Raw genomic sequence first — 11,244 nt, 5'->3', positions numbered from 1 at the left:
ATTGAATAGCGCCTTTTCAGTTATTCAAATATATGCTATTTTACCGAAAAATCTGATAAATTATTTTTTTTCAAATATAATCCCTTTTCCTCCACCTACTTTACGGAAAACCGTAAACGGGTTTTTTTAGCAGGATTTTTTTAGCCGCGGTAGTAGTGAAATCCCTTGCAGGAAGAAAACCGCTTTTTTCTGGATGGGGCAGAGTGACTGAAAGAAGCTCCTGAAACAGCCTAGAAAAAGGGTTTTGTGCCAAAAGGATTGTAACGAATGACGGGAATTGCTCCTGAAAAAAAAGGATAAAAAGTGTTCGTTTTAAAGTAATTCCTCGACGTGTCTTTTGATGTTCTCGGCTATTTTTTTTGTGGGTAAATCGTTAGCGTCGTTACCAAAAGGGTCTTCGATTTCTTCGGCAATTAATTCTAAACTGGCCAGAACATAAAAGATAAATACAACTACGGGAATTACATAGTACCCCAGATTAAATACATATCCAAAAGGCAATGTCATCACGTAAAAAAAGATGAATTTCTTGAGGAAAGCACTGTAAGAATAGGGGATAGGGGTGTTTTTTATGCGTTCGCAAGCGCCACAAATATCCGTGAAGGATTGTATCTCATGGTTTAAGATTATGAGTTGGTCGCCCGTTATTTTCCTGGAGTTATAAAGGTCATTTATCTTGTAAAACAATACTTTGGCCACCTGATTGGGTCTGTGCTTGTGGTGTTCTATGACGATATCGTCAAAAAGCTGCTTGCTGGTTTCTTCGTCTTTTAAATGTTTGTTCAGGATAGAGGCGTAGCTGGGTATTATTTTCCTGAAAAAAGCGCGGTCTGATTCATCAGTTAAAATTGCGGACAGCTTTATGGCCAGATTACGAGAGTTGTTCACTAAACTGCCCCATATTTTTCGTCCTTCCCACCAGCGATCGTAAGCGGTATTTGTTCTGAAAACTAGTAATAAAGAGATCACAAAACCCAGCATTCCATGCATGATGGAAATGTTCTTGACATGACTGTCTTCGGGCAAATCCCAATATTCTATTTCAAGGTAGGCAATCGCAGCGGAATAGGCTCCTATGAAAATCATCATAGGAATCAGTTGGCGGAAAGTGTCGGCTTTGTGAAAACGAAAAATAAAAGTAATCCAGTCTTTTGGGTTGTAGGTAATCATTAATGCGAAATTTTTTTCACAAATTTAATTTAAAAATTAAGATTCCCTGCTAATTCTCTTAAAGCAATTTCTGATAATTTTGCCTGAAATTGGGCATTACTGTACCGTACTGTAGCATTTACATAGTTCAATTGTGCCGTTCTAAATTCTAAGGTGGTTATTGTTCCTATATGGAATTTATCTAAGGTAATGTCTAGATTTTGTTTGGCAATAGCCTCGTTCTTTTCTTCTAGCTCAATTAAATCTAAGTTGGTCACATAAGTTTGATAGGCTGTTGCTAATTGTGCATGAAGTGCTACACTTTGTTGTTCTATTAAAATACTGGAATTGTCAACTTGTAAGGCGGCAATTTTTTCATTGCGCTTTTGTGCAAATCCATCAAACAGATTTAGAGAAGCGCTAAAACCATAATTAAGTCCTCTAGCAGAGGATTGTGTTGTAAAACCAAGGCTCGACTCTGTATCAGTAAAGTTATAGCCTGTATTTACCGTTACGGTAGGATAACGACCTGATTTTATTTTTTTAAGTTCTAATTCAGCTACTTTTTTACTAATGATAAGTGCTTCGACTTGTGGATTTTGCTTCTCAGCTAACCCTTTTAACTCAGTAAAATCTAATTGTTTGTCCATCACAAAAACAGCAGCTACTTTAAAATCAGTAGTAACGTCTCTGGCCAAAATTTGATTTAGTAAGACCTTAGCATTAGCATACATTTCTTTCTGTCTCAATAAGCTTACCTTGTCTGTATTAATATCTACTTGAGCGTTTAATACTTCTAATTTAGATGCTTTTCCAATGGTAAATCTATTTTGTGCCAAAGTTACTCGCTGGTTTGAAATAACTAACGTACTATCAAGCGCAGACAATTGCTGTTGTTGCTGTACTAAATCGAAGTAGGCGGCTTGAACGTCGCTTATTTTTGTAATAACCGTAAGCTTTAGTTGGTTCTCTCCCAGTTTTTGCAACTCTTTTAGTTGGTCTCTCATGGCAAACATTCTCATCCCATCAAAAATAGTCCAGCCTAAGGTCACGCCATAGTTTAAGCTATTGCTTTTAGCATTATCGAGGCTGTTTGTTGTTCCATCAGTACGTGTTTGTGAAAGATTTTGTATGTTGTTGTTATTGACAATTGATGCGGTTGCAGTAGGTAACATTCCGGCATTTCCTGCACTGACGTTAGTTTCATCAATTTTCAAATCGTTTTTGGCAATCTTAATTTCGTAATTATTTTCTAAAGCGATTTGTACCGCATCTTTGAGCGTTAGTAACTCCTGTGCGTTTCCTTTTAGAACACAAAAAAAGAAGATAAGCAGACTTTGAAATAGTGTTTTAGAAGACATAATTTTATTTACTTTCATTTTCATATTCTTCGATGTGTTCAAATTCTGGATAATGTTTTTTGGCTTTAGACCACATAAAATAAAGTGCAGGAATAACAAATAAGGTTAGAACCAAAGAAAATATAGTTCCTCCTACAATAACGACTCCCATACCAATTCTACTGGTAGATGCTGCACCAAGTGACAAAGCAATAGGTAAGGCACCCAATGAAATGGCTAAACTAGTCATTAAGATAGGTCTTAAACGTGCTTCTGAAGCTTCCAGAATGGCTTCCAGTTTTGGTTTTCCCTGTTCTCGGAGTTGGTTAGCAAATTCTACAATTAAAATTCCGTTTTTAGTTACTAATCCAATTAGCATGACGGTTCCAATTTGGCTGAAAATATTCCAAGTTTGATCAAATAACCATAAGGAGAATAAAGCACCTGCAACGGCCATAGGAACGGTTAAAATAATGATAAACGGATCTATAAAACTTTCAAACTGGGCTGCCAGAATTAAGAAGATTAATAACAAAGCCAGTCCAAAGGCAAAAGAAGTATTAGAACTACTCTCAACAAAATCTCTTGATTCTCCCCCTAAATCAGTGGTGAATGTATCATCGAGGACTTTGGCTCTAATTTTTTCCATTGCTTCAATTCCGTCACTGATACTTTTGCCGGGAGCGAGACCAGCAGAAACAGTTGCCGACATGAATCTATTATTATGATACAACTGTGGAGGCTTGCTTTGCTCTTCAATACTTACAATGTTGTCCATTTGAATAAGATCCCCTTTGTTGTTTTTTACATACATCGAGGTTAAGTCCAATGGTTTTGAACGGTCTTGCTGATCAAATTGTCCAATTACTTGATACTGTTTTCCTTGTTTCATAAAGTAACCAAAACGCTGCCCACTCAAGGAAAGTTGTAAGGTTTGGGCGATATCAATAACAGAAATTCCTAAACTCTCTGCTTTTTCACGATCAATAGTGACATTAAGCTCGGGCTTGTTGAACTTTAAATTTACATCAGACATTGAAAAAGTGGGGTCATTGTCCACTTCTTCCATAAACACGGGAATTTTATCTTCTAGCTTACTAAAGTTTTGCGTTTGAATAATGTATTGGATCGGCAAACCACCACGTCTATTTACAGATATAGTGGGCTGTTGCGTAACAGATGTTTTAGCATTTGGATATTGTTTGGTCCATTTGGTTAATTTGTCTGCAATTTCTTCTTGAGACAACTTTCTTTCACTAGGTTCTTTAAGCGACAGACGCACAAAACCACTATTTACTGAAGAAGATCCAAATCCAGGAGAGGTAACCACTAAACTCACTTTTTTCTCAGGGATAGAGTCATCAACTAATTTAGAGATTTCTTGCATGAAACGATCTGTATATTCGTAGCTAGAGCCTTCCGGAGCAGTGATTCGTAGTATCAAAGAGCTACGATCGTCATAAGGCGCGGTTTCTTTTTGGATCAAATTATAAAAGACAAAAATCAATCCAAAACAAGCGAATAAGATGGGGAAACTCCACCATTTTTTAGCCATAAATCGTCCTAATGCAGCTGCATAATTGCTGTTTAATTTTTTGAAATAAGGTTCGGTTAAATTGTAAAATTTTGATTTTTTTTGTTCGCCGCCTTTCATTAAATAGGCATTCAGCATAGGTGTTAAGGTCAACGATACAAAAGCCGAAATTAAAACGGCTGCACCTATGACGACACCAAATTCCCTAAACAATCGGCCCACGAATCCTTCCAGAAATATAACGGGTAGAAATACGGCTGCCAGCGTAATTGAAATAGAGATTACTGCAAAAAATATCTCGTTTGATCCTTTAATAGCTGCCTCGATAGGCGTCATACCTTCTTCTACTTTTTTAAAGATATTCTCGGTTACTACGATTCCGTCATCGACTACTAACCCGGTTGCTAATACAATAGCTAGTAAAGTCAATACATTGATAGAAAATCCAAACAACCACATGATAAAGAAAGTAGCAATTAAGGAAACAGGAATATCAATTAAAGGCCTAAAAGCAATTGCCCAGTCTCTAAAGAATAAATAAATAATAAGAATTACTAAGAATATTGATATTCCCAATGTTTCAGCTACTTCAAGCACTGATTTTTTTACAAAAATAGTGTTGTCTAAAGCAATATTTAATCGGATATCTTGTGGTAAATCTTTTTTTAATGCCTCGTACTGCTCGTAAAAAGCCTTAGAAATATCTAAATAGTTTGCTCCTGGACGCGGAACAATTGCCAGTCCTACTAGGGGCAATCCTGATTGACTTAATTTGGTTTCAATATTTTCAGGACCTAATTCGGCTTTTCCAATATCACTCAAGCGAACAGTTTTTTCTCCTTCTGTTAGAATGATAATATTATTGAATTCTTCGGCTGTAGCCAAATTACCAACGGTTTTCACTGTCAATTCAGTATTGGCACCCGTCAATTTCCCAGATGGCAATTCGACATTCTGTGCATTTAAAGCAGTACGCACTTCGGCAACGGTTAAACCGTAAGAAGCTAATTTAACTGGATCAATCCAAAGACGCATGGCATAACGCTTTTGTCCCCAAATTTGAACACCACTCACACCTGGAATGGTTTCCAGGCGTTGCGAAATCACATTTTCGGCATAGTCGCTCAGTTCGAGCGGTGAGCGCGTATCACTTTGTACCGTCATAGAAATAATTGCATCACTATTGGCATCAGCCTTAGAAACAACAGGCGGCGCATCAATATCCTGCGGTAAACTCCGAATGGCTTGTGATACTTTGTCACGAACATCATTTGCGGCTTCTTCAAGATCTTTGTCTAAGTTGAATTCTACCGTAATCGAACTGCTTCCCTGCGAACTGGAAGAGGTGATATTCCTAATTCCATCAATAGAGTTAATCGCTTTTTCAAGCGGTTCCGTGATTTGGGATTCAATAATATCTGAGTTGGCTCCCGTATAATTAGTCCGGATGGAAACCTGCGCAGGATCGATTGAGGGAAATTCACGTACCCCGAGATAGGTGTATCCTATAATACCAAACAATACGATTGTTAAATTCATAACAATGGTCATCACCGGTCTTTTAATGCTTAATGTAGATAAACTCATTTTTTATGGGATTAATAAGATATCGTTACTAGGTGAGGAGTTTGCTAATGCTTTATCCCGTCCAAATAACTTTAAATTATTTGATGATTATTTTTACAGGAGTTTCATTTTTTAAAGACATAACACCACTGGTGATTACGGTATCACCCGCTTTTAATCCAGATAAAATCAAGAGAGAAGCATCTGTTCTTGTAGCTGTTTCTACCATGATTTCTTTGGCTTTACCAAAATCAGAAATAAATACTTTATTTCCGTTTTGCACTGGGATTACGGCTTGTGTGGGAACTACAATCGCATCTTTAATGACCGCCAATGGCAGCTCAACATCTGCAAAAGTACCGGGTAATAACTTTCCGTCTTTATTGTCAGCAATGGCACGAACTTGTAGAGTTCTCGTTGAAACTTCAACCGAAGGTTCGATAGCATAAATGGTAGCGGTATATTTTTCAGTAGATCCAGCAACTTTAAAACTTAAAATAGTATTGTTTTTTATCTGATTTGCATATTTTTCAGGTATTGAAAAAGTAATTTTTAACTTTCCAATATTAACCAAATTTGCCACTAAAATAGTAGGGGTGATATAGGTTCCCACAGAAATAGAACGCAATCCTATTCTTCCTGAGAACGGAGCTCTAACGGCTGTTTTAGCTATTTGTGCCTTAATCAACTGGCTTTGTGCCTTCATTGAAGCATATTCAGCTCTGGCGACTTCATATTCTTCTTGACTGATGGCTTCTTTTTGCAATAAAAGTTTGGCTCTTCTTTCATTTTCTGAGGCTAGGGTTTCCTTTGTGTTTGCCTGGCTCAACTGTGCTCTTAATTCTCTGTCATTAACTTTAAAAAGTAATTGTCCTTTACTAACATTACTTCCTTCTTGAAAATTGATGCTTTCTACAATACCTGAAACCTCAGAACGGATCTCTACTTGCTCATTGGCCTCAATAGAACCAGAAAGAGACAAGTTATTATCAAAAGTTTCTGGCTGAACCACAATCCCTGCTAAACGTATTGCTTTTGGTTTTCCTGATTTGCTGCTGTCTGGTTTTGCATCTCCTTTGTTTTCAATAATTCGGTAGCTGATGAAAGCACCAAAACCAACAATGAGTAGGCCGTAAACTAAGTATTTTATTTTCATGGTTATGTAGTAAAGTAGGATTAGGTTTCAAATTTTTTTGTTAAAAAAACAAATTTAAGTTTTACAATTGAAAAACATAATAGGTTTGTTTTTATTTAACAATTGTACATACAACTATTTTTTAAAAGCCATATAGAAAAGCCTAATCGTTCAAATAATGACGATTAGGTTATTGTTTTAAATAAATTAAAAAGTAAAAAACAGCAAAAAATAAATTGTTCACTATTTTAGACTTCACAATAAGACGTTAAAAATAGACAAAGGTTTAATTCGATTCTCAAAAAAAACTAAATTTTATGAAAAAATATCAACTGATGTAATTCCATATGTTTTTCTTTTTAGTCAACTCAATGTAAACACTTCTTAAAGTAGCGTGTTCTGGTTTTTGCAAAGGGGCATCAGCAGTTAGGATTTTTATGGCTTTTTCTCTGGCTAAAGCCAAAATGTCTCTGTCCCTAACAATGTCGGCAATTTGAAGGTTTAAAACGCCACTTTGCTGCGTTCCCATCAGGTTTCCCGGACCACGGAGTTTTAAATCTACTTCGGCAATTTCAAAGCCGTCATTAGTACTCACCATCGTTTCCATTCGGGTTCTACTATCAGAGCTTAATTTGTGGCTCGTCATCAAGATGCAATAACTCTGGTCAGCACCACGACCCACACGACCGCGCAATTGATGCAATTGTGAAAGTCCAAAACGCTCAGCACTTTCGATAATCATTACCGAAGCATTAGGAACATTTACCCCAACTTCAATAACAGTTGTAGCAACCATAATGTTAGTTTTTCCATCCGAAAAACGTTTCATTTCAGCATCTTTGTCGGCTGGTTTCATTTTTCCGTGCAAAATAGAAATGGAATAATGGGGCAAAGGAAAGTCGCGGGAAATACTTTCATAACCGTCCATTAAATCTTTAAAATCCATTTTCTCGGATTCTTGTATCAGCGGATAGACAATATATATTTGTCGGCCTAGACCAATTTCGTCTCTTATAAATTTCCAAACTTTTAGTCGATTACTATCAAAACGATGCACGGTTTGAATGGGTTTTCTTCCCGGAGGCAATTCGTCAATAACTGAAATATCCAGATCGCCGTACAAACTCATCGCCAGCGTTCGCGGAATAGGAGTGGCAGTCATTACCAAAATGTGTGGCGGAATTTCGTTTTTCTTCCACAATTTAGAACGCTGTTCTACCCCAAAACGGTGCTGCTCATCAATTACGGCCAATCCTAAATTTTGAAATTTCACTTTGTCTTCGAGTAAGGCATGTGTACCAATCAGTATTTGTAAGCTTCCGTTTTCTAACTCTTCATATATGATTTTTCGAGCTGACGTTTTGGTTGATCCCGTCAGTATTCGAATGTTTATGTTTAGTTCGTTTGCCAATTCTGACAATCCAATAAAGTGTTGATTGGCTAGGATTTCTGTAGGTGCCATCAAGCAGGCTTGGAACCCATTATCGAGCGCAAGTAACATACTCATAAAGGCCACAATCGTTTTTCCAGAACCTACATCGCCTTGTAATAGCCGATTCATTTGGGCGTTACTTCCCATGTCAGTTCTAATTTCTTTAATCACCCTTTTTTGTGCTCCGGTGAGTTGGAAAGGAAGGTGGTTCTGATAAAAATCATTGAAATTGTCACCCACTTTAGTAAACGGATGCCCTTTTATTTTGTGTTTTTGAACTAGGTTTTTGGTAATTAATTGCAATTGGATAAAGAACAATTCTTCAAATTTTAATCGGAATTGGGCTTTCGCCAACGCTTCAGCGCTTTTGGGAAAATGAATATTGAATAAAGCGGCTTTTTTAGGAATCAGTTGCAATTCCTGCAATAGATACTCCGGTAGGGTTTCAGTAAACAGCGCCTGAGTCTCCATAAAAAGCTGTTGCATTAATTTATTGATTACCCGGTTTGAAAGCCCGCGGTTGTTCAGAGTTTCTGTCGACGGGTATACAGGTTGCATCGCAGAACGCAAACTTTGCTCGTGCTCGCTCATGGCTTCAATTTCTGGATGTGCCATATTGTAGGCTCCGTTAAACGAAGTGCACTTCCCGAAAATCACGCTAATTTCGTTTAGCTTCAACGATTCCCGAACCCATTTTTGTCCCTGAAACCATACCAATTCCATCTGCCCTGTATCGTCCACAAAAGTGGCGACGAGGCGTTTCCTGCCTTTGGCAAATTCGACGGTTTTTATATTGACGATTTTACCAATGATTTGTACCTCGGCAACATTGTTTTGCAACTCGTTGATTTTGTAATAACGCGTTCTATCAATATAGCGGTTGGGGTATAAATTGATTAAATCCTTGTACTTATGAATCCCCAATTCCTTACGCAATAATTCGCCCCGACTAGGGCCAACGCCTTTTAAGTATTCAATAGGAGTAAGTAGGAGGTTGTTGGACATTTTAAATTATTTGGAAAATAGAGTAAAGATTGAAAATAGAATATAGAGCAAAGAATATAGCTGTTTCGTGTCTTTTTTCTTTGTTCTATTTTCTTTACTCTTAATTAAAAGCGAAGATAGGTTTTTGTTGGGAAATTTGGAAATGAGATTGTTTGAAAGTGATGTAAGAAAAAAGTGTATATTTGAGTAGTTGAACTTAAATGTAAAAATCTATGAAACAAGCTTTAGCCATTTTAATATGTATAATTTTGATTAGTATCGAAATGAATGCTCAAAATAAAAAAGAAATTTATAAGTTTTCTGAAGATATAAGTAATAAGCTGCAAAAGGACACTGTTCCTTGGCGATTTCAATCTGCTGCTGTAGATTTTTCAATAAATGGAAATTATATTAAAGCACTGCAAGCTTGGGATATGCAAGGAGCTAAAAAACAATCACTTTCTGAAAAAGACAGCTTGTATTTTAATGAATTTAAGCCACAGAATGCTAAAGATTACATCATAAAACGATCTCAAAAAGAAAGGGTAATAATAATAAATGAAGCCCATAATAATTCTAGGCATAGAGTTTTTACTACCTCTTTATTGCAAGGTCTATATAAAAATGGTTATAAATATCTGGGAATTGAGGCATTAGAAGATACATTGATTAACTCCCGTAATTTTGCAAATTTGGAAAGTGGTAGTTTGTATTTACATGAATCACAATATTCTAATTTAATTAAAGAAGCCCTGAATATTGGTTTTGTTTTATTTAATTATGAATATACGTATGTCAAAGGGAAGACTGGAAAAGACAGAGAGATGGAGCAAGCTGAAAATATTGCTAAGATGATGGCAAAGCATCCCAATGATAAGTTTTTAATTCACTGCGGGTATGATCATCTTAACGAAGGAATTCCAGGGATTAGTAGTTGGGAAAAAGCAATGGCAGCAAGATTAAACGATAAGACAGGAGTTAATCCATTTACAATTGATCAAATAGCTTGTTCAGAGAAGGGTTCCCCCGAATTCAACAACCCCTATATCAGTATTGCAAATCAAGTTAAACCTGTAATTATGGTTAATGGAAAAGGGGAGACATTTAATGGTAGTAAAGATAATGGTGTTGCTGATTGCAGAATAATTCATCCAGTTACAATTTATAAAAACGGTAGGCCAGATTGGTTGACTTTAGAAGGAAGAAGAAAAGCATACCGCATTGCTACAGAATCTATTTTAGAATTTCCTGTGTTGGCTTTAGCGTATCGAATAAATGAATTTGAAAAAGAAGGAGTTCCGGCTGATGTCATTGAAATTGAAAATAAAGACCAAGAAGCTCATTTTATTTTGGATAAAGGAATGTATCGAATAATTATAAAAAATAGAGAATATAAAACGGTTTCAGACTACGAAGCGAAAATTAAATAAAAAATACTTATTTGTTTTATTCAGTTTTTTTGTTTTCAATCCAAATTATGAAAAGGATAGAATTTTGTAAAACAGGAACTCATACCTAGATATACTATGAATAATATGATTCTTTGTTTTTTTTTAATTTTCTCATTTTCCGTTTGCGCTCAGGATTTTGAAGGGGAAATAAAATATAAACTATCTTATTATCAAAAAGATAACAAAACTCTTATTGAATCTCCGGAACTTATTAGATTGTTTGGTGATACTTCTATATTTATTGCTAAAAAGGGATCTTATAAACAAGTTACTAATTCTCAGTATATGGCCTATCAACTTTATGAACCGCTTACAAATAGATTGTATTTGAAGAGTCAAATAGAATCGGATACTTTGTTTTATATTGTTGGATCAAAAATTAAAAACACTAAGTTTGAATATGAAATCACTAAAAATGCAATTACTATTTTGGGACATGTTTGTGATAAATTAACTGTTAAGGACGATTTAGGAAAACAAGATTATTATTATTATTATTATACAAAGGACTTGAAAGTAAGCCCCAAATATTTTCGAAATTTTAGTGCTTTCAATAAAAATGAAATTACAGATATATATTTTAGCCCCTTATAAGTTCGGAGTGATATTTTAAATTTCAAATAGTACATTTGAGATATGAAATACAAGAAATG

General features: G+C 35.8%; 7 protein-coding genes. 2 read left to right on the top strand and 5 right to left on the bottom strand.

Going from position 1 to position 11,244, the window contains the following annotated elements:
- Positions 1 to 312: 312 nt before the first annotated feature.
- The 5 genes from QO182_RS16035 to recG all read right to left on the bottom strand — a co-directional run bounded on the left by QO182_RS16035 (position 313) and on the right by recG (position 9,161).
- The gene (locus QO182_RS16035) at positions 313 to 1,170 is read right to left on the bottom strand and encodes a bestrophin family protein (protein ID WP_371562710.1); all 858 of its coding nucleotides are present in this window, start codon (positions 1,168 to 1,170) and stop codon (positions 313 to 315) included.
- A gap of 29 nt (positions 1,171 to 1,199) precedes the next feature.
- Entirely contained in the window at positions 1,200 to 2,510 is a 1,311-nt protein-coding gene (locus tag QO182_RS16030) for a TolC family protein (RefSeq protein WP_371562773.1), read from the bottom strand.
- Positions 2,511 to 2,514: 4 nt separating this feature from the next.
- Positions 2,515 to 5,610: an efflux RND transporter permease subunit gene (locus tag QO182_RS16025; RefSeq protein WP_371562708.1), complete on the bottom strand. Its 3,096-nt coding sequence runs from the start codon at positions 5,608 to 5,610 to the stop codon at positions 2,515 to 2,517.
- A gap of 76 nt (positions 5,611 to 5,686) precedes the next feature.
- Positions 5,687 to 6,745, bottom strand: a complete 1,059-nt coding sequence (locus tag QO182_RS16020; protein WP_371562704.1) for an efflux RND transporter periplasmic adaptor subunit — start codon at positions 6,743 to 6,745, stop codon at positions 5,687 to 5,689.
- Between the two features lie 307 nt (positions 6,746 to 7,052).
- Positions 7,053 to 9,161, bottom strand: coding sequence for an ATP-dependent DNA helicase RecG (gene recG, locus QO182_RS16015; RefSeq protein WP_371562701.1), 2,109 nt, complete (start codon positions 9,159 to 9,161; stop codon positions 7,053 to 7,055).
- Between the two features lie 212 nt (positions 9,162 to 9,373).
- Between recG and QO182_RS16010 the strand changes: the two genes are divergently transcribed.
- Positions 9,374 to 10,570, top strand: a complete 1,197-nt coding sequence (locus tag QO182_RS16010) for a hypothetical protein (protein WP_371562699.1) — start codon at positions 9,374 to 9,376, stop codon at positions 10,568 to 10,570.
- A gap of 96 nt (positions 10,571 to 10,666) precedes the next feature.
- Positions 10,667 to 11,185, top strand: coding sequence for a hypothetical protein (locus QO182_RS16005; RefSeq protein WP_371562696.1), 519 nt, complete (start codon positions 10,667 to 10,669; stop codon positions 11,183 to 11,185).
- Positions 11,186 to 11,244 lie beyond the last annotated feature (59 nt).

This window comes from Flavobacterium sp. Arc2 (genome assembly GCF_041431385.1).
GTDB lineage: Bacteria > Bacteroidota > Bacteroidia > Flavobacteriales > Flavobacteriaceae > Flavobacterium.
This window is presented reverse-complemented; position numbering and strand designations above follow the sequence as displayed.

Coding starts and splice junctions, on each gene's coding strand:
- QO182_RS16035 (WP_371562710.1), bottom strand. CDS start 1,170: ATGATTACCTACAACCCAAAAGACTGGATTACTTTTATTTTTCGTTTT.
- QO182_RS16030 (WP_371562773.1), bottom strand. CDS start 2,510: ATGTCTTCTAAAACACTATTTCAAAGTCTGCTTATCTTCTTTTTTTGT.
- QO182_RS16010 (WP_371562699.1), top strand. CDS start 9,374: ATGAAACAAGCTTTAGCCATTTTAATATGTATAATTTTGATTAGTATC.
- recG (WP_371562701.1), bottom strand. CDS start 9,161: ATGTCCAACAACCTCCTACTTACTCCTATTGAATACTTAAAAGGCGTT.
- QO182_RS16020 (WP_371562704.1), bottom strand. CDS start 6,745: ATGAAAATAAAATACTTAGTTTACGGCCTACTCATTGTTGGTTTTGGT.
- QO182_RS16005 (WP_371562696.1), top strand. CDS start 10,667: ATGAATAATATGATTCTTTGTTTTTTTTTAATTTTCTCATTTTCCGTT.
- QO182_RS16025 (WP_371562708.1), bottom strand. CDS start 5,610: ATGAGTTTATCTACATTAAGCATTAAAAGACCGGTGATGACCATTGTT.